Annotated in this window: 15 protein-coding genes and 1 tRNA gene; 7 read left to right on the top strand and 9 right to left on the bottom strand. The window is 63.1% G+C overall.

What is annotated here, in order from left to right; genetic code table 11:
- Positions 1 to 164: 164 nt before the first annotated feature.
- Positions 165 to 2678 carry an EAL domain-containing protein gene (locus tag BM374_RS05625; protein WP_092289718.1) on the top strand — a complete coding sequence of 838 codons (2514 nt, stop codon included), beginning with the start codon at positions 165 to 167 and terminating at the stop codon, positions 2676 to 2678.
- A 12-nt stretch (positions 2679 to 2690) separates the two neighbouring features.
- On the opposite strand, the gene BM374_RS05630 is transcribed toward BM374_RS05625, so the two are convergent.
- Both BM374_RS05630 and trxA read right to left on the bottom strand, forming a co-directional pair.
- Positions 2691 to 3368, bottom strand: coding sequence for an LON peptidase substrate-binding domain-containing protein (locus BM374_RS05630; RefSeq protein ID WP_092289720.1), 678 nt, complete (start codon positions 3366 to 3368; stop codon positions 2691 to 2693).
- A 32-nt stretch (positions 3369 to 3400) separates the two neighbouring features.
- Positions 3401 to 4324, bottom strand: coding sequence for a thioredoxin (trxA, locus tag BM374_RS05635; RefSeq protein ID WP_177248108.1), 924 nt, complete (start codon positions 4322 to 4324; stop codon positions 3401 to 3403).
- 274 nt (positions 4325 to 4598) lie between these two features.
- On the opposite strand from trxA, the gene BM374_RS05640 reads away from it, so the two are divergent.
- Positions 4599 to 4673, top strand: a tRNA-Gly gene (locus BM374_RS05640).
- 145 nt (positions 4674 to 4818) lie between these two features.
- Here the strand turns inward: BM374_RS05640 and BM374_RS38415 are convergent.
- A complete protein-coding gene (locus BM374_RS38415) occupies positions 4819 to 5247 on the bottom strand; it encodes a hypothetical protein (RefSeq protein ID WP_177248109.1) in 429 nt (142 codons plus the stop codon).
- Positions 5248 to 5848: 601 nt separating this feature from the next.
- On the opposite strand from BM374_RS38415, the gene BM374_RS05655 reads away from it, so the two are divergent.
- From BM374_RS05655 to BM374_RS05665, 3 genes are all read left to right on the top strand, one after another.
- A complete protein-coding gene (locus BM374_RS05655) occupies positions 5849 to 6835 on the top strand; it encodes an NAD-dependent epimerase/dehydratase family protein (RefSeq protein ID WP_092289724.1) in 987 nt (328 codons plus the stop codon).
- Positions 6836 to 7219: 384 nt separating this feature from the next.
- Positions 7220 to 8491 carry a PQQ-dependent sugar dehydrogenase gene (locus tag BM374_RS05660; RefSeq protein ID WP_092289726.1) on the top strand — a complete coding sequence of 424 codons (1272 nt, stop codon included), beginning with the start codon at positions 7220 to 7222 and terminating at the stop codon, positions 8489 to 8491.
- A 140-nt stretch (positions 8492 to 8631) separates the two neighbouring features.
- Complete coding sequence (locus tag BM374_RS05665; protein WP_092289728.1) at positions 8632 to 9225, top strand: c-type cytochrome; 594 nt, start codon at positions 8632 to 8634, stop codon at positions 9223 to 9225.
- 10 nt (positions 9226 to 9235) lie between these two features.
- Here the strand turns inward: BM374_RS05665 and panE are convergent, their stop codons facing one another.
- The 4 genes from panE to BM374_RS05685 form a co-directional block, all read right to left on the bottom strand.
- A complete protein-coding gene (gene panE / locus BM374_RS05670) occupies positions 9236 to 10159 on the bottom strand; it encodes a 2-dehydropantoate 2-reductase (protein ID WP_092289730.1) in 924 nt (307 codons plus the stop codon).
- A 96-nt stretch (positions 10160 to 10255) separates the two neighbouring features.
- On the bottom strand, positions 10256 to 10864 hold the full coding sequence (locus tag BM374_RS05675) for a 2-hydroxychromene-2-carboxylate isomerase (RefSeq protein WP_092289732.1): 609 nt from the start codon (positions 10862 to 10864) through the stop codon (positions 10256 to 10258).
- Positions 10865 to 10953: 89 nt separating this feature from the next.
- Positions 10954 to 12288, bottom strand: coding sequence for an MATE family efflux transporter (locus BM374_RS05680; RefSeq protein WP_177248110.1), 1335 nt, complete (start codon positions 12286 to 12288; stop codon positions 10954 to 10956).
- An 86-nt stretch (positions 12289 to 12374) separates the two neighbouring features.
- Entirely contained in the window at positions 12375 to 12971 is a 597-nt protein-coding gene (locus tag BM374_RS05685) for a DUF2239 family protein (protein ID WP_092289736.1), read from the bottom strand.
- Between the two features lie 150 nt (positions 12972 to 13121).
- Between BM374_RS05685 and BM374_RS05690 the strand changes: the two genes are divergently transcribed.
- A complete protein-coding gene (locus BM374_RS05690) occupies positions 13122 to 13787 on the top strand; it encodes a glutathione S-transferase family protein (RefSeq protein WP_092289738.1) in 666 nt (221 codons plus the stop codon).
- A 100-nt stretch (positions 13788 to 13887) separates the two neighbouring features.
- Here the strand turns inward: BM374_RS05690 and BM374_RS05695 are convergent, their stop codons facing one another.
- Both BM374_RS05695 and ggt read right to left on the bottom strand, forming a co-directional pair.
- A complete protein-coding gene (locus BM374_RS05695) occupies positions 13888 to 15183 on the bottom strand; it encodes an MFS transporter (protein WP_092289740.1) in 1296 nt (431 codons plus the stop codon).
- Between the two features lie 87 nt (positions 15184 to 15270).
- A complete protein-coding gene (gene ggt, locus BM374_RS05700) occupies positions 15271 to 17022 on the bottom strand; it encodes a gamma-glutamyltransferase (protein WP_092289742.1) in 1752 nt (583 codons plus the stop codon).
- A gap of 100 nt (positions 17023 to 17122) precedes the next feature.
- Between ggt and BM374_RS05705 the strand changes: the two genes are divergently transcribed.
- Positions 17123 to 18508, top strand: coding sequence for an MFS transporter (locus BM374_RS05705; RefSeq protein ID WP_092289744.1), 1386 nt, complete (start codon positions 17123 to 17125; stop codon positions 18506 to 18508).
- Positions 18509 to 18532 lie beyond the last annotated feature (24 nt).

An 18532-nucleotide genomic window follows, 5' to 3' on the forward strand; every position in this document is an offset into this window, starting at 1 on the left:
GGGACCCGTACCCGCTTACCCGCACAACCATGGCTAATTGGCGTCTTTTGCAGAGTGACGTTTACCTCTCAATAGGCATACAACTAGGAATTGCAAGAAAAGTAACGCGCCAACAAGTCCGACCGGATCAATCTACGGTCATATTGACGAGGGAGCGATATTGCATGTTCCGCGTTTTTTCCTGCCTGACGACGCAGCACGACTGGCGGCTCGTTCTGCTCGCTGGCCTGGTTTGCTTCGCGGCGAGCATCGTCGCCGTCGCCATTTTTCATCGCGCCAGGGCGTCGCGCGCCAGAACGCGCTTGATGTGGATTACGATCGCTGGCGCCGCCATCGGCTACGGAATCTGGGCGACGCATTTTGTCGCAATGCTCGCCTACGAGCCTGGCGTCTCGACTGGGTACGGCCTCGTTCTGACAGCGTTGTCACTTGCCGCGGCGATGATCCTGACCTCGAGCGGCTTCGGAGTTGCTGCCAACAATTCCGGCCGCTGGCGCGCAGCTGCCGGCGGCAGCATCATCGGCGCCGGCATCGCGAGCATGCATTATATCGGCATGTGGGCCCTCGAAGTGCCGGGGCATGTGACTTGGTCGCTTAGGCTGGTGCTTGTCTCGATCGGCCTCGGCATGGCCCTGGGCTATGCAGCGCTTGCGGTCGCCATGGGCCGCAAGGACAAGCGGGGCACCTTTATCGCGGCACTGCTGCTGACGCTCGCCATCGTCTCGCATCATTTCACGGCCATGGGAGCCGTGCAGATCGTCCCGGACCCGACACTGCAAAACGATACATTGTCGCTTTCGCCGGGCTTCCTCGCCATTGCAATTGCCGGTGTGGCTCTGTCAGTGCTCGGGATGAGCTTCGTCGGCGTCGTCGCGGATCGTCGCCTTGCGAGCAGAACCAGCAGTCTCGAGGAAATCATCAGCGAACTTTCGCGCGCCAGGCAACAGGTGGAGGATTCGCAACGGGAAATCCAGGATCAGAAACTCAGGCTGGATACGGCCATCAACAACATGGTCGAGGCGTTGTGCATGTTCGATGCCGATAGGCGACTTGTCGTCAGCAACGAGCGTTATGCCCGGCTCTATCGATTGCCGCCGGAGCTGCTGATACCGGGGACCCCGCATACCGACATCATCAGGCATCGCATCATGACCGGGATCCTCAAGAGCGATACCAGCGAGGGCGCCGCTGAGCAATTCCTCGCGAAATTGGCCGCGTTGCCGTTCGATGCAGTCTCGAGCCGAATCGACGAGCTCGCTGATGGTCGGTTGATTTGCGTGACCCGACAGCCGATGGCCGGCGGCGGGTGGGTAGCCACTCATCTCGACGTTACCGAGCAGCGCCGGTCCGAAGCCAAGATCGCTCACATGGCCCAACACGATGCGTTGACCGATTTGCCCAATCGCGTGCTCCTCAGGGAGCGCATGGAGCATGCACTTGTCCTGACGCGCAATGGCAGTCTCAATCTGGCGGTGCTCATGCTTGATCTCGACCGGTTCAAGGAGGTCAACGACACACTGGGGCACCCGGCGGGCGATTCCCTGTTGTGCGCCGTCGCCGCACGTTTGCGCGAATGCACCACCGAAGCCGCGCTGATTGCCCGATTGGGCGGTGATGAGTTCGCCGTCATCGACTACGTGACCAACCCGGCCATTGAGGCAGCCGCGCTCGCCGAGAACATCAGAAAGGCTCTCTGCGAGCCCTTCGATCTTGGCGATCACCGGGTCACGGTGGGCACCAGCATAGGCATTGCCATTGCACCTCGCGATGGCGACGATTCCGACGTGCTCATGAAGAGCGCAGATCTCGCACTCTATTCGGCCAAGAGCGGTGGACGCGGCGCATTTCGTTTCTTCGAGCCGGAACTCGACCAGCTCATGCATGTGAGACGCAACCTGGAGCGCGACATGCGGGATGCGCTTGCTGGCCGCGAATTCGAGCTGCACTACCAGCCGTTCGTCGATACTGTGACGGGCGAGATCCGCGGCTTCGAAGCCCTGCTACGCTGGCATCACCCACTGCGAGGTCTGGTCTTGCCCGGCGAATTCATTCCTCTCGCCGAGGAGGCCGGCTTGATCGTGCCGCTGGGAGAATGGATCTTGAGGACGGCAGTTAGCGAGGCTGCCAAATGGCCCGCCCATCTCAGGATCGCGATCAACCTGTCTCCGGCCCAATTCAGGAGCAAGGAGCTCGTCCCCGTCATTGTCGGCGCGCTGGCGAGCTCGGGCGTTGCGCCACACCGACTCGAGCTGGAGGTGACGGAGACGGTCATCATGCATGACAGTGAAGCTGTCTTCGCAACGCTTGGCCAATTGCGCGAGCTTGGCGTGCGAATAGCCTTGGACGACTTCGGCACCGGCTATTCATCCCTGAGCTTTCTACAGAGATTCCCGTTCGACAAGATCAAGGTCGACCGCAGCTTCGTCAACGAACTGTCCAGCACTAGCCCGGACGCGCATCATCTCGCGCGAGCGGTCGTTCGCTTTGCGGTCAGCCTCGGCAAGACGACGACCGCGGAAGGTGCCGAAACGAAGCAGCAGCTCGATATCCTCCGCGAGGAAGGCTGTGCCGAAACGCAAGGCTACTATTTCGGCCGGCCGATGCCTGCATCCGGCGTCGCGGAAATGCTGAGGCGAGGCGCCAAAGGAGGCGACAAGGCAGCCGTCCGAGCGGCGTAAGCCCTCGCGCCTTCACTGCAGCGGCGGATCGCCGCTCGTGCGCTTCTTGGCGAGGTCCATTTCGGTCACGGCGATCAGGATCTCGGCGCGGGTCTTCAGATCAGGCGCTTCCAGCATCGCCTGCTTCTCGGCCGGGCCATACGGCGACATCATCGCCAGCGCGTTGACCAGCGCCTCGTTGGGCGCGCTCTCGACGCCCTCCCAGTCGACCTTGAGATTGTTGGCCTTCAGGAAATCGGCCAGCGCCACCAGCAGCGCCTCGCGGTTCACCGCCTCCTCGCCCATGCGCGCGGTGAAGTCATCTGTGAAGGCGAAGAAATCGACCTTGCACTGCCGGTACGGGGTCAGCACCTCGAGCTCCTCGACCACCCTGAAGCGGGCAACCCCGGTGAGCTCGAGGATGTAGCGACCGTCGCCGGATTCGGCGAGCTGGGTGATGCGGCCGACGCAGCCGACCCGGAACAGCACCGGCTTGTCGGAGTCCTTCGGCGAATGCGCCACGTCGGGTTGGATCATGCCGATCAGGCGATGGCCGTCCCGGAAGGAGTCGTCGACCATCGCCAGATAGCGCGGCTCGAAAATGTTGAGCGGCATCTGGCCGCGCGGCAGCAGCAGCGCGCCGGGCAGCGGAAACACCGGGATGATCTCCGGAAGGTCGGCGGGGCCGCGATATTCGATATTGATCGGCATCTCAGTCCCCGCGGCGATTTCCAATCTGCGCTTTAAGAAAACAGGATCGTCGATAAGCGCTTTCGCCCCTCGACGGTTGCATCGTCCGTGCCGCCCCAGGCCTCGAAGAACTGCACGAGCTGCTTGCGCGCGCCGTCGTCGTTCCATTTGCGGTCGCGCTTGACGATGGCGAGCAGCTGCTCGGTGGCAGCAGCGCGGTCGCCCTTTGCGTTCAGCGCGGTGGCAAGGTCGAAACGCGCCTGATGATCGAGCGGGTTTGCGGCGACTTTCTGTTCGAGTTCGGCGATGGGCCCGAGCTGTTCCGCCTGTTCGGCGAGATCGATCGTGGTCTGCACCGCCTTGACGGCGGGGTCGTTGCGCTTGGATTCCGGCACCATGGCCAGCGTCTGCTTGGCCTGCTCCATCGCTCCTGACGTGGCATAGCATTTTGCGAGACCGGCCAGCGCGGCGATGTTGGTGGCATCGTACTGAAGCACTTCGGCATAGATCTGCGCGGCCGCTGCGGTGTCGCCCTCGGCAAGGACGGCCTCGGCCTCCTGCAGGATCTCGGCGATGTTGGGCTCGCCCGGTGCCGTCACGCCCTTGGTCAGCTTCTCGATGAAGGCGTTGAGCTGGCTCTCGGGCACCGCACCCATGAAGCCGTCGGCGGGCTGGCCGTTGACGAAGGCGATCACGGCCGGGATCGACTGGATTCCCATCTGGCCGGGGATCGCCGGATGCTGGTCGATGTTCATCTTGACCAGCTTGACCTTGCCCTTGGCCGCCCTGACCGCCTTTTCGAGGATGGGGGTGAGCTGCTTGCAGGGGCCGCACCATTCCGCCCAGAAGTCGATCAGCACCGGCTGGCGCTTCGATTCCTCGATAACGTCCTTCACGAAGGTTTGGGTGGTGGTGTCCTTGATCAGATCGGCCGCAGCCGGGCCTGCCGCGCCGTTACCCTGGTCGATGATCGTCACGGGATCCCCTCGTCTGATGTCTGGAATGGCGGGTCTTTAGCACGTCGCCGCTTCCTATGCTTCGTTTCAGGCCCTAAAATTGGGCCGAATGGGCCGAATTTCAATCCATGGCGGCCGATTCGGCAGCTCGGGACCATTTTTGCTCGATTTGGCCGTTTCAGGGCTCATATTGGGGCTCCGAAAACGAGATGATGCTGCCGGTAGCTGTTGCATTCGCCTCCCGCTTTTGGCATACGACAGCCGTTGCCGGCGCGTCACGCGACCGACACAGGATGCGGGTGTAGCTCAGTGGTAGAGCACGACCTTGCCAAGGTCGGGGTCGAGGGTTCGAGCCCCTTCGCCCGCTCCAGTTTTTCCCGAGAAGCATCCAGCCAGGCTAGCCATATCACCCTCCGGGCGAGGAACTCGTGCCGATTTTTGCGCGGGTGGGATGGGACGGCTTGAACTCCCGGGCGCCCCCGCCATGGACGTCAATCCAGAGCGATTCGTCCCGGCTATATGGCGCGAAGGAGATCCTTCGTCCTTTCCAGCGCAACGTTCGCGATTGGCCTGTATGGCTCTTTGATCGAAAGCTGATTGATCACCGCCTTCACAAAGTCAGGCTTTAATCTGTCGATTGCGGCCAGCGTGTTTGAGACGTTGTCGCGATAAACGGCTAGCTCCCTGACAATCGACTCCGCGTGCTTTTCACTGCTCGCCGCAATGTCGAATATATCGCGCGGCGCGATGCGATCGCCTCGATGATAGATTTTCTTCGCAATGATTTCCGGGATTGTCTCCAGGAGGACCACATTGGTTCCAACCGTCGCTTGCGTGGTCGGGGAGGAGGTTAGTGATGGTGCAACGCTAAAATCGATCTCACCAAACCCAAAGCCGAGCTTCAGGAGCCGTGCGCCATCTCCTTTGTAGTCAACGGGCCTCATCTCGAAATCGAAGTCGTGCGTCTGCGGATCAAGAAATGGAAGCGCTTGAGGATCCGGTAGGAAGATATCGACATCGTGACTTCCGATGATCGATTTGCAGCATCATCGCCGTGCCGCCGCCAAACGTCCAATGATCAATAAATCTTCTGTTCGGCGTTGACTTGCCGGATCATCGCACAGGGATGCGAAACAGCTTTGCCCAATGTGATTGAGCGCTCACCGGTCACGCCGCAAGCGGATAGGACTGTCCCGAAAAGTCCGCAAATGTCTTCGCAGCAGCAACCAGTTGATCGTGATTGATGCCATGCATCTCAGCGAACGCGATTTGCAGTTCGGGTTCAACGTCCCGCAGGCCGCCTTCGCCGCTGAGGGATCCAGTAGGCAATGGACGAGCTCATGCGCGTCCAGCTTTTTGCTGTACGGCGCATTTACAGTCGTCAGGACCAAGGCGGGGCTCTTCATCTGCGTCACTATCACGATACCCGGTCAATATACGACTGCCATGGGAGTAACCAAACCCCCTCGACAGGTCTCGCGGTAAGCACTACTTGAATACCTTAAGCACGTTGGTATTCCGCCCGGCTGGTTCGTTTGGTCCTACATGACAATTCTCGTCACAGGCAGCGCCGGCCATCTTGGGGAGGCCATCTTGCGGACGCTCCGGGGCCGCGGGTCATCAGCGCGTGGCATCGATCTTAAGCCCTCGCCTTTCACCGATGCCGTCGGTTCGATCGTCGACCCCACCTTCGTCCGGACGCAGATGGACGGCATCACGGCCGTGATCCACACCGCGACGCTGCACAAGCCGCATGTGGCGACCCACCGCAAGCAGGTCTTCGTCGACACCAACGTCTCCGGCACGCTCAACCTGCTCGAGGCGGCTGATGCGGCCGGCGTGACGAGCTTCGTCTTCACCAGCACCACCAGCGCGTTCGGCTCGCAGCTTCGGCCCGAGGCGGACCACGCGGCAGTGTGGGTCACCGAAGAGCTGCCGTCAGTGCCGAAGAACATCTACGGCACCACGAAACTGACGGCGGAAAATCTGTGCGAGCTGTTCTTTCGCGAGCGGGGCTTGCCGGTCGCGGTGCTGCGGACCTCGCGCTTCTTCCCGGAGGATGACGACGATCCGGCGATGCGGTCGGCCTTTTCGCTCGACAACGCGCAGGCCAACGAGCTGCTTTATCGCCGGCTGGATATCGCGGACGCGGTCAGTGCGCATCTGGCTGCGATGGCGCGCGCGGGCGAGATCGGCTTCGGCCGCTACATCATCTCGGCGACGAGTCCGTTCAGGCAGCACCACCTCGCGCAGCTCGCCCGGGATGCGGCTGCAATCGTGCGCGAGCTGTATCCCGAATGTGCGCAGCTCTACGCGGCGCGCGGCTGGCGGCTCTTTCCCGCGATCGACCGGGTCTATGTCAACGACCGCGCGCGGCGCGAGCTCGGATGGCATCCCGAGTTCGACTTCGCCCATGTGCTGCACAGCCTTCGCGAAGGTTGCGATTTCCGCAGCGCCCTGGCGCGCGAGGTGGGGTCGAAGGGCTATCACGACACGCTGTTTGACGACGGCCCGTACCCGGTCGCCTCGTAGTCGCCGCTTTTGTCAATTCGCGCGATGAATCAGGCGCGTGGCCGATGTCACCGCGCCTCATTCGGCCTCGGCCGTTCTACTGTGCATGGGGTTGTTTTCGCGTTTTTGCATTGGTCGCCTAATTTTGCAGCTCGCGGCTGCGGTGCTCGCGAGACCGATTCCGCGTTGCAGCGAGAGCGTTGCCATGGCCGCTTGCGACACTGTGAGACGATCAGTCTCAATTCTTACGGAGTGCAATCGCAGCGCACGCGGCGTGCTTTCCACCGCGCGCAGATGTGCTAACCTTTTTGCGTCTGCCTCTCGACAGACTCCGAACTTCGCCTACTCGACAACAGCAAAACAAAGAACGCGCAGCCCTCACGGCTGCCTTAGGGGAGTGACGCGATGAAATCGATGATCTATCGATCCGTGCTGGCGCTTGCGACCGTGGCCCTTCTGGCCGGAACCAGCAATATCAATGCGCAGCAACAGGACAACAACCGGGCCCTGAAGAAATACGAATCCGGCACCAAGGAATTCTGGACCCATCCGCCGGATGACTGGTTCCTCGGCGACGAGACCGAGGCGCAGAAGGGTCTCGCACCGCCCTCGGGTCCGCCGACCGGCGCATCCGATGCCGAGCTCGCCGACATCGTGAAGAAGGTGAAGCTGCCGGCGGGCTTCAAGATGGAGGTCTACGCCTCCGGCGTGCTGGCCGCGCGGCAGATGGCCTGGGGTGACAAGGGCACGCTGTTCGTCGGCTCGTTCGGCCTCGGCAACGTCTATGCCATCAAGGACAACAACGGCAAGAAAGAGGTCAAGACCATCCTCAAGGGGCTGAATATGCCCACCGGCCTCGCCGTCAAGGACGGCGCGCTCTACGTCATCGCGGTCGACAAGCTGATCCGCTACGACGATATCGAGAACAAGCTCGACAATCCCGGCGAGGGCAAGGTCGTCTATGACGACATGCCGTCCTATGCCGCGCATGGCTGGAAGTACATCGCCGTCGACAAGGACGGCTGGTTCTTCATTCCGTTCGGACCGCCCTTCAACATCGGCATTCCCCCGACCAGCGTCTCGCAGATACGGCGCGTCGATCCCAAGACCGGCAATGCCGAAATCTGGGCGCTCGGGGTTCGCAACTCGGTCGGCGGCGACGTCGATCCGCGCACCGGCAAGTACTGGTTCACCGAAAATGCCCGCGACTGGGTCAGCGATGATCTGCCCTCGGACAAGCTGAACATGATCAACAAGATCGGCGAGCATTTCGGCTATCCCTACTGCCACCAGGGCGATCTTCCCGATCCGAAATTCGCCATGGGCCACCAATGCTCCGAGTTCACACCGCCGGTGCTGAATCTCGGCGCGCACGTCGCTCCGCTCGGCATGAAGTTCTATACCGGCGACCAGTTCCCCGCCGAGTACAAGAACAACATCCTGATCGCCGAGCACGGCTCCTGGAATCGTCACAAGTACCAGGGCGCACGCATCATGCGCGTGATCGTCGATCCCGACGGCAAGAACCCCAAGCAGGAGGTGTTCGCCTCCGGCTGGATCGAAGGCGACCAGGGCTATCTCGGTCGTCCCGACGACATCATCCTCGCCAAGGACGGTTCGATCCTCGTTGCCGACGACTGGGCCGGCGCAATCTATCGCATCAGCTACAGTAAGTAGCGCAAGCGACACGAGGCTGCGACCGCGCGATGGTTCGCAGCCTCTTTCGTTTTAGAGTCTCATGCCGTCGTTCCGGATGCGCGGAAGCGCAAGTCCGTGGCGTCCCGGAATGACGAGCCAAATAGATCGGAATTCTCATCATGCGCCGGCAGTTCATCTCGCACGCCATCAGCGCGGCTGCGCTCCTCGCGCTCGGCGCGCTCTCCGCCAGGGCTGCTGACAACGCCGCCGTCCAGGAGAAGGCGGCCGTCTGCTCCGGCTGTCACGGCGAGAACGGCATCTCGCAGACCGAGAACATCCCCTCGCTGGCCGGCCAGCCCGATCAGTTCCTGCAATGGCAGCTTGTCTTCTTCCGCGCCGGCTCGCGCAAGAACGAGCAGATGCAGCCGATTGCCGAGGCGATTGCCAACGAGGACGTTCGCAGTCTCGGCGCCTATTTCGCTGCCATGACGCCGCCGAAGCCGGCAGAGGACAAGGACCCTGACCTGTCGAAAAAAGGCGCGCAGGTTGCCGAGGGCCGCCGCTGCGCCTCATGCCACACAGACAGCTTTGCCGGCACCAAGGCGGTCGCGCGGCTTGCGGGTCAGCGCGAGGAATATCTGGTCAAGGCGCTGCACGATTACAAGGCGGGCCAGCGCGTCGGCGGCGGCGTCGCCGCAATGGCCGATGTCGCCTATCGCATGAGCGACGAGGAAATCACCGCGGTCGCGCACTATCTGGCGTATTTCAAATAGCGTTCGGCACCTACCCCACTCGCTGCAGCTCATACGCCTTCAGATGCGTGTAGGCGATGCGGAGCTTCGGCACCGGCACCTTGGCGGCATCGGCGCGCACGATGAGGTCGCCGATCACGTGATCGGCTTCGACCGGCAGGCCCGCCTTGATGTCGCGAAACATCGAGGCCGTCATCGGCGAGCCCTCGGTTGTGAGGTTGCCCTTCACGCGTTCGAAGAACGGGCCGCCCGGCGGGTAACCCGACGCGGTGGCGATCGCACTGGTTTCGTCCAGCATGCCGAGCAGGAAATCGCGCCCGCCCGGCGCGGCGAGGATATTGCCGACGGAGGTGCGCATCAGGCTGGTGGAAGCTGCGAGCGAGGACAGGAACACCCACTTCTCCCACATGTCCTGCATGATGTTCTGGCTGGCGGTGGCGCCGATAATGCCGCTCTTGAACGCCTCGTCGATCGCCTTGACGCGGTCCGACGTCTTCCCGTCGCGCTCGCCGTAATTGATCGACTGCATCGGCTGCAGCTGCACCACCTCGCGCTTCTCGTTCAAGGTCGCGGCGATGGCACAGAGGCCGCCGAGCACGCGCTCCTTGCCGAATTTAGCATCGAGGATGTCGAGATGCTTCATGCCGTTGAGCATGGGAATGATCGCCGTATTCGGCCCGACCGCCGCGGCGAATGAGGCGACGGCATCGTCGAGGTCGAACGCCTTGCAGCTTAGGAGCACGACGTCGAACTTGTCCTTGAGAGCATCGGCCTGCACGGTCGGCGGGTTCTTCAAGGTCACATCGCCATTCGGGCTCTTGATGACGAGGCCATCGCGGGCAAGCTCGCCGGCGCGCTTGGGGCGCACCAGGAAGGTGACGTCGCGGCCCGCCTGCAACAGCCTGCCACCAAAATAGCCGCCGATGGCGCCGGCGCCGACCACGAGGATACGCATTGTAGAACTCCGCTTTTAGTGGCGAATGGCGAATAGGGAGTAGCGAATAGTCGGTCCGATTTCCACTCGCTATTCGCTATCCACCATTCGCGCGCTTCACTTTCCCGATACCATCTCCTCGACTTCGCGCAGCTGCTCCTTGCCAAAGAACATCTCGTCGCCGACAAAGAACGTCGGCGAGCCGAACGCGCCGCGGGCGACTGCATCCTCCGTGTTCTTGATCAGTCTGCCTTTCACGTCGCCCTCCTGGGCGCGGGCGAACAGTTTTTGGGCGTCAAGCCCCGAGGAGGCCAGCGCCTTCGCCGCGATTTCAGGATCGTCCATTTTCTTCGGCTCGCGCCACATGTGGTGGAAGGCGGCATCGACGTATTTCTCGAACACGCCCTCGAGCTGTGCGGCGATCGCCGCGCGCATCAGGTTGAGCGTGTTGACAGGAAAATGCGGATTCCAGACATAGGGCTGGACGTGGAAGCGCTTGATGAAGCGCTCGGTCTCGACCTGCTGGAATTCGCGCTTGTTCTTGACGCCGGCGAGCGTCTCGGCCGGCGATCTGTTGTTGGTCGCCTTGAAGATACCGCCGAGCAGGATCGGCACATATTCGAATTTGACGCCGATGCGCTGTTCGATCGCCGGGATCACCAGGTGGCTGAGATAGGCGTTCGGGCTGCCGAAATCGAACAGGAACTGCGGAGAAGTGCGGGGCAAATTCGTTCTCCCTGAGATCGCTTTTCCCCATTGTGGCGCAGCGTGCGCCACAGGTCCACCGTTTAATGATGGTCATAATATCTTGATGGTCAGATCAAGCGCCGGATCGCCCGCTTACGCCACACCAGGCGGTAATAGCCCATCTGCAAGACGAACATGCTGCAGAATACGATCGGATAGGCGGCCCAGACGCCCTCGAGCCCGATCGCGCGGCTGAGGAATACCGCGGACGGCAGCTCGATCGCGAGAATCGCGAAGATCGACAGCAGCATCGGCGTCAGCGCCACGCCGGCGGCCCGCATCGCGCCCGAAAACGTCGTCGCAAGGCCGAACGGCACCGAGCTCCATAGGGCGACGAAGAGCAATGTCTTTGCCAGATCGAGCACGGCGGCGTCGGTGATGAAGATGCCGAGCACGGCGCGCGGGACGAGATAGATCAACGCCACCAGCCCGCCGGTCAGCACAAGGTTGAACGCAAGCCCGGTGCGAACGATGCCGTCGAGCCGCGCCCGGTCGCCCCCGCCGATCGCTTGCGCTCCGAGAATCGAGACCGCGATCGAAATCGACATCGCCGTGAACTGCGTATAGCCCATTACCTGGTTGACGGCGCCATAGGCGGCGGTGGCGTCCGATCCAAAGCCGTTGACCAGGCCGAGCAGAACCAGCTCGGCAATGGCCATCACGACCATGCCGATCGCGCTGGGCAATCCAATGCCAAGGATTTGTCCGATCACCGCGCGGTTGAGCCTGATATGGCGCAGCAGTGCGGCGTCAGGTGCGAGCGCGTGCTTCTTGCGCAGCAGGTAGACGGCCAGCACGATCAGCGTCACCGCGTTGGAGATAGCAGCCGCCCAGGCCGGGCTGGTGATGCCGACCGCGCCCCGGATCAGCATCGGCGTCAGGATCAGGCCGATCGTCGTGGACAACGCCAGCGCCAGCAGCGGAGTCACGGCATCGCCGACGCCGCGGATCATCGCCGTCATCAGCAGGAAGACAAAGCCGAGCGGCATCGTCAGCATCATGATTCGAGCGTAGGCGCTGGCCGCATCGAGAATGTCCGCGGGCGTTGCGAGCGCCATCATCAATTGCCGGCTAAATAGACTCCCGAGCAATCCAACCGAAATCGAGAGCAGAAGGCCGGCCGCGAGCGTCGTGCCGACGACGATCTTGATTCGTCCGTACTCGCCCGCGCCGAAGGCCTGGCCGATCAGCACGGTGGCACCCGTGCTCAGTCCCATGACGAAGGCGAACAGGAAGAAGAACACCGGGAAAAAGGTCGAGACGGCCGCGAGCGCGTCCACGCCGATCATATGGCCGAGATAGACATTGCTGAGGGTGCCGAATAGCGATTGCAGCGCATTGCTCAGCATCAACGGCGCGAGAAAGCGCAGGAAGTTTTTCCAGAGTGGTGTTGAAGCGGACATGGATGTGCCTTTCATCGGGCGTGCAAGACCGTTGCCGCGCAATGCGCGGCTCGGCCGTTGATGGGGTGAGAATGTGCCGCGCGCGTTTACGCGCGGTCGCTGTAGGCGAGCTTGACGATGTGGTCGCGAATGTCAGTGGGCCATTCGGCGATCAGTCCGGTGAAGCGTCGCCGGTCATCGGCAAACAGCGCGCGCGAAGCTTCCTCGAACTGAGGCAGATTGCCGGCCATGGCCGACATGAAGTGATAGGCCGCATCGCGCGCCTGCCGCTCGCGGTCTTTGTCGCCGCTTGTGCGCCGTGCCTCGTCGACGAGCTTGCGCAGCGCAACCGAGGCGCCGCCGGGCTGCGCGCCGAGCCATTCCCAGTGTCGCGGTAACAGCGTCACCTCGCGCGCGACGACGCCAAGCTTGGGCCGGCCGCGCCCGCGCGGCTCAGTCGGTGCTGCGGTCTCCTCGACCGGCGGTGGGATAAGCTTCGCCAACCGCGCAAGCACCTCGCGATCCCCGCCGCGCAGATCGAAGTCGATCGATCGGCCCGTGGCGTCCTCGAAGATGACGATGGGCTCGTCCGGCCGTGGCGCTACCCGTTTGACGACGAGTGCGACCTCTCCAGCCGGCCCGGACGCCAGGCGGTGAGGTCCCTGGAAGGCGGTGAAAGTCTTTTGCATTGGAATCATTGCCATATTGGACGTTGTCGATCAATTTAATACCCGGGTAAATTGCTGTAGTCAATATACCCGGGTGAAAATGTCCGCGCCAATGGCTCGACAATGTGTTCCGGGACTGGCAGGTACCCGGCCGACCGACCACGCTTACATCTTGAGGATCTCGCGATGCTGACCGTCCACCACCTCAACAATTCGCGCTCGCAGCGCGTGCTGTGGCTGCTCGAGGAGCTGGGCGTTCCTTACGAGATCGTGCGCTACCAGCGCCAGCCCGACATGCGTGCTCCGAAGGAGCTGCGTGCGATCCATCCGCTCGGCAAGTCGCCCGTGGTCACCGACAACGGCAACACCATCGCCGAGTCAGGCGCGATCATCGAATATCTCATCGCGATCTACGGCAATGGCCGGCTGATCCCGCCGCCCGATACGCCGGAGCGGCTGCGCTACACCTATTGGCTGCACTATGCGGAGGGATCGGCGATGTCGCCGCTGCTGCTGAAGCTGCTGTTCACGCTGATGCCGAAGCGTGCGCCGGCGCTGCTTCGTCCGCTGGTGCGCAAGGTCTCGAACCAGGCGCTCACGGCGCTCGTCAATCCGCAGCTCAAGCAGCATATGGACTACTGGGAAGGCGAGCTGGGAAAAAGCCAATGGTTCGCCGGCAATGAGTTCACGGCCGCCGACATCCAGATGAGCTTCCCGCTTGAAGCCGCGCAAGCGCGCGGTGGGCTCGAGCAGGGCCATCCGAAGGCGATGGCGTTCCTGGAGCGTATCCACGCGCGGCCGGCCTATGCGCGCGCCCTCGAGAAGGGCGGGCCGTATCAGGTGGGGCGGTAAGCTTTTTCCCGTCATTCCGGGGCACGCGAAGCGTGAACCCGGAATCTCGCGGCATCATCTCCGGATTCCGGGTTCGCCCTTTGGGCGCCCCGGAATGACGTTAATCCGCGTGCAGCACGCGCCCGCGCGTTTCCGGCAGTGCGAAGGCGGCGATGAAGAACACCGCGTAGGCGACGACTGCGAAGATCGCGATTGCATTGGCCAGCGACGTCGTCGCCGACAGCGCGCCGACGAGGAACGGAAACAGCGCGCCGATGCCGCGGCCGAAATTGTAGCAAAAGCCCTGGCCCGAGCCGCGCAGCCGCGTCGGAAAGAGTTCGGTCAGGAATGCGCCGACCCCCGAGAAGTAACCCGAAGCGAAGAAGCCGAGCGGGAAACCGAGTACCCAGAGGATCTCGTTGGTCAGCGGCAGCTGCGTATAGAGCAGCACCACGGCGATCGCTCCGATCGAGAAAATCAGGAACAGGTTGCGTCGTCCGATCCGGTCGGCGAGCCAGGCACCGGTGAGATAGCCGATGAAGGAGCCGATGATCAGTGTCGAGAGATAGCCGGTCGAGCCGACGATCGACAGATGCCGCTCCTTGGTCAGGAACTGCGGCACCCAGAAGGTGACGGCGTAATAGCCGCCCTGGCAGCCGGTGGCCATCAGCGACGCAAGAACTGTGGTCTTCACGATCGGAAAGGTGAAGATCTCCCACAGCTTTGGATGGCTACCCGTTTCCGCGTGCCTGGCGCGTGCGGCGGCCGCGACCTCCGGCTCGGTCACTGAGCGGCGGATGTAGAACACTAGCAGCGCCGGCAGCGCGCCGATCACGAACATCCAGCGCCATGCCGTCTCGGCCGGCATCAGCGAGAACAGGATCGCCTGCGACAGCACCGCAAGGCCCCAGCCGACGGCCCAGCCCGACTGCACCGAACCGACCGCGCGCCCGCGATACTGGGGTCGGATCGCTTCGCCCATCAACACCGCGCCGGCGGCCCACTCGCCGCCGAAGCCGAGGCCCAGCACCGCGCGTGCGATCAGCAATTGCTCGAAGTTTTGCACGACTGCGCAGACCAGCGAGAAGACGGAGAACCAGATGATGGTGATCTGGAGTGTCCTGACCCGGCCGATATGATCGGAGAGATAGCCGCCGAGCCAGCCGCCGATGGCAGAGGCCAGCAGCGTCACCGTGCCGGCGAGACCCGCTGAACCCGCATCGACCTTCCACAGTGCGATGATGGTGCCGATCACCAGCGGATAGATCATGAAATCCATGCCGTCGAGCGCCCAGCCCGCCGCGCAGGCCCAGAAGGTTCGGCGCTCGGCGACGTTCATGTCGCGATAGAAGGCGAGTAGGCTGGTGTCCTCGATCTCGGCGCGCTCGATGCGCCCAGTCGGATCGGCTGTTGTCATGTGCGTTTCCTCGGCAAAATCTTCTGCCCGGCGGTGGTAGCACGCGCAGGTCGCGACGCAAGCCGCCCGTGCCATGCAAGGACAGCGTTACTGTCCCGCCGCTTCCGCACCGCGCGTGCGCGGATCGGGCGCGCCGAGAGGCCCATTCGGTGTTACGAGAATCGAATTGGCTGACGTCTGTCCCATCGGCTCGACAATGAGATGGTCCATTGCCTTCAGCTCGAACAGCACGTCTTCAGGGAAGCCGCGCTCGACGCGCACCTCGTCCGGCAGCCATTGATGATGCAGCCGCGGCGCGGCGACTGCGGCCGCGACGTCCATCTTGTAGTCGAGCACGTTGACGATCACCTGCAGCACGGTCGAGATGATACGGCTGCCGCCGGGCGAGCCCGTCACCAGCACCGGTTTTCCGTCTTTCAGCACGATGGTCGGCGACATCGAGGACAGTGGTCGCTTGCCGGGTCCGGGCAGGTTGGCCTCGTAGCCCACGAGGCCGTAAGCATTGGAGGCGCCGACGGCCGCAGTGAAATCGTCGAGCTCGTTGTTGAGCAGCACGCCGGTTCCGTCGGCGATGAGACCAATACCGTAGCTGAAGTTCAGCGTATAGGTGTTGCTGACCGCGTTGCCGCTGCTGTCGACGACGGAATAGTGCGTGGTGTTGCTGCCCTCCCGCGGCGAGGTCGCAGCAGAAACGAGGTCCTTCGACGGCGTCGCGTGCTCGGTGGAAATGCCGGCGCGCAGCTTGGCGGCATAGTCCTTCGCAATCAGCGTTTCGATCGGCGCGTCGACGAAGGCGGGATCGCCGAGATATCGCGCACGATCCGCATAGGCGCGCTTCATGGCTTCAATCAGCAGATGCAGCGATGCCGGCGAGCCCTGCTTGAGGTCCGCGAGCTGAAAACCTTCGAGAATGTTGAGGGTCTCCAGCAGCACCACGCCGCCGGATGACGGTAACGGCATCGAGACGATGTCGTAGCCGCGATAGGTGCCGCGCACAGGAGCGCGGATCACGGCCTGATAGGCCTTCAGGTCAGCCGGCGTCATGATGCCGCCGGCATCGGACACCGCCCTGGCGATCTTCTCCGCCACCGGGCCCTCGTAGAAGCCGCGCGGTCCTTCGGCCGCGATGCGCGCCAGCGTGTCCGCGAGATCGCTCTGCACCAGCCTGTCGCCTTCGCCAAGGGGCCCGCCGTCGGGCCTTGCGAAAATCTTTGCAGAGGATCGCCAGCGTGCGAGCCGCGTGAACCAGCCCGGCAGCGTGTCGGCGATATCGTCGGTGACGATAAATCCATCGCGGGCGAGTGCGATCGCTGGCTCGAGCAATTGCGCCAGCGTGAACTTGCCTGAGCCGTATTTCTCCAACGCGAGCGTCAGTCCCGCGACTGTGCCGGGCACGCCGATGCCAAGCCCCGAATCGCGCGACTTGGCGGCATCAGGCTTGCCGTCGGGCCCAAGGAAAATTTGCGCCGTGGTCGCCGCCGGCGCGGTCTCGCGATAATCGATCGCGATGTCCTCGTTGCGCTCGGCGGCATGGATCACCATGAAGCCGCCGCCGCCGATATTGCCGGCGCGCGGATAAGTCACCGCCATGGCGAAGCCGGTCGCGACTGCCGCGTCGACGGCATTACCGCCGCGCCTTAGGATGTCGGCGCCGACTTGCGCAGATATCTTTTCCTGCGCCACCACCATGCCATGCTCGGCGGGCAAAGCGTGAACCGTATCCAGCGCAGGCGGGACATAAGCCCGCCGCGCGTCCTGCGCGGTTGCCGATGCAAGACCGAACGCCAGAGTGGCGATAAATGCTAAGAAAGTCCGTCGTGTCGAAAATGATGCCATCATCAAATTTCCGCCGAGCCTTCGGGCTAATTCACACGCGTCACTGCAATGCTATACGGTTTGCGCTGAGAGAGGCAAAACTGTTCGTGATGAGAGCTGCGCAATGACGACGATCGCCCCGGAGGCACGCCTGGCCGACGTGCCGCGGACCTATCCGCCGCGCGCCGCCGTCGTCAGCTGGATCTTCTTCGATTGGGCCGCGCAGCCTTATTTCACGCTGATCACCACCTTCGTATTCGCGCCCTATTTCGCCACCAGCGTCGCGCCGGATCCCGCCTCGGGGCAATCGCTGTGGGGCTTTGCCATGGCAGCAGCCGGCATGGCGATTGCGCTGTTGTCGCCCGTGCTCGGCGCCATTGCGGACGCTGCGGGCCGTCGCAAGCCGTGGATCGCAGCGTTCGGCGCCGTCCTGGTGCTGGCCTCCTGCGCGCTGTGGATCGGCAAGCCCGGCGATCACGCCATCATTCCGCCGCTGCTGACCGCTGTTGCGCTCGCCAGCGTCGGCGCGGAATTCGCCACCGTCTTCAACAATGCGATGATGCCGACATTGGTGCCGCCGGAGCGGATCGGCCGGCTCTCCGGCACCGGCTGGGCCACGGGTTACGTCGGCGGCATCGTCAGCCTCGTCATCGTGCTCGGCTTCCTCGCCGCCAATCCCGAGACCGGCCGAACGCTACTTGGCTTCACGCCACTGTTCGGGCTCGATCCCGCAACCCACCAGGGTGACCGCGCCGCAGGACCTCTGACCGGCCTGTGGTTCATCGTCTTCGTGACGCCGATGTTCTTGTTCACGCCGGATTATCCGGCGAAGCGTCCGGTGCGCGAGGCGCTACGCGAAGGCCTCGCCGATCTGAAGCGATCGCTGAAGACCTTGCCGCAGCAGAAATCGCTCGCCGCGTTTCTGCTTGCCAACATGATCTACACCGACGGCCTCGTGTCGCTGTTCGCGTTCGGCGGCATCTATGCCGCGGGCACGTTCGGCTGGCACACGATCCAGATCGGCACGTTCGGCATCATCCTCGCCATCGCCGGCACCTTCGGTGCCTGGCTCGGCGGCAAGCTCGACGACCTCCTCGGTCCGAAGCGCGTCATCGCCGGCAGCATGCTGATCCTGCTGTTTTCGGTCGCCGCGATCCTGCTCGTCGACAAGGATAGCGTGCTGTTCGTCAAGGTTGCGCCGCCCCAGCCGGGCGGGCCGCTGTTCGCCGCCACTGCCGAGCGAGCCTATATCGTGCTGGGTTGCCTGATCGGCGCGGCAGGTGGCCCGCTTCAGGCGGCGTCACGCACGCTGCTGATCCGCCTCGCGCCAAAGGATCGCATCGCGCAGTATTTTGGTCTGTTCGCGCTGACCGGGAAGGTGACGTCCTTCATAGGCCCGCTGCTGATCGGCGTGATCACCGCAGCAACAGCGAGCCAGAAGGCCGGCATGGCCGTGCTGGTGGTGTTCTTCGTCGCGGGACTGGCGCTACTGATGCGGGTGCGGGAGTAGCCGCAATTCAGCGTCATTCCGGGG

The sequence above is a fragment of the Bradyrhizobium sp. Ghvi genome, from assembly GCF_900115265.1.
Classification (GTDB): Bacteria; Pseudomonadota; Alphaproteobacteria; order Rhizobiales; family Xanthobacteraceae; genus Bradyrhizobium.